Origin of the sequence: Methylobacterium sp. J-076, from assembly GCF_022829405.1 — a bacterium.
GTDB lineage: Bacteria > Pseudomonadota > Alphaproteobacteria > Rhizobiales > Beijerinckiaceae > Methylobacterium.
On the sequence record NZ_JAKSXW010000040.1, the window covers coordinates 1 to 622 of the forward strand.

The 622-nt window shown below is 70.3% G+C and carries 1 protein-coding gene; it reads right to left on the reverse strand.

The window, feature by feature from the left end:
* Window positions 1-188: 188 nt before the first annotated feature.
* Window positions 189-622: hypothetical protein (locus MKK53_RS25540; protein WP_313901523.1), on the reverse strand; the 434-nt coding region annotated here is incomplete at its 5' end.

Here is a 622-nt window from a genome sequence, read left to right on the forward strand (position 1 = left end):
CCAGCGCCAGCGCTGGTTCACGGCGGGCTACAAGAGCGGCCAGACCAAGTCCTGCGACACGTTCCGCACGGCGAACAACTGAGGACGCGAAACGCCCTCCCCCCTGTGCGGGGGAGGGTCGTTCGGCCGGGCCGCGGGCGACGGGCGCGCGCTCGCCATGACGGGCGGAGTGATCCGGACTGGATCCCCTACCGCCGGCTGCGGCGCAGGCTGTGGGCGCGGACCGTCCGCCGGTAGCTGATCACCACCTCGCCGTTCGCTGCTCCCGTGGCCACCTGCATGGCCGCCTCTCCGGCTGCCGCCATCTTCTCGGTCACCACCTCCTGCGCCTCGCCCTGGGCCGCGGGACCGCCCATCGCCATCAGCGTGACGCGCTGGACCACGACCACCTGGGATTCCATCGCGAGCATGGACAGGTCCATGCCCATATTCCACCAGCCGAACAGCCTCGTCGTTCGCTTGTTGCGAATGGCAACGCCGTGGGCCCCCTCCGGGTCCCCGTTGCGGCAACCATGCCTGCCATGCACGACCTCCGCCTTTGCGGTAAGGCGCTCCATGCCGTAATAGCGGCGCACGCCCCTGTCACGCCATCCCCCCGCCGGACCCATGATACGCCTCGACC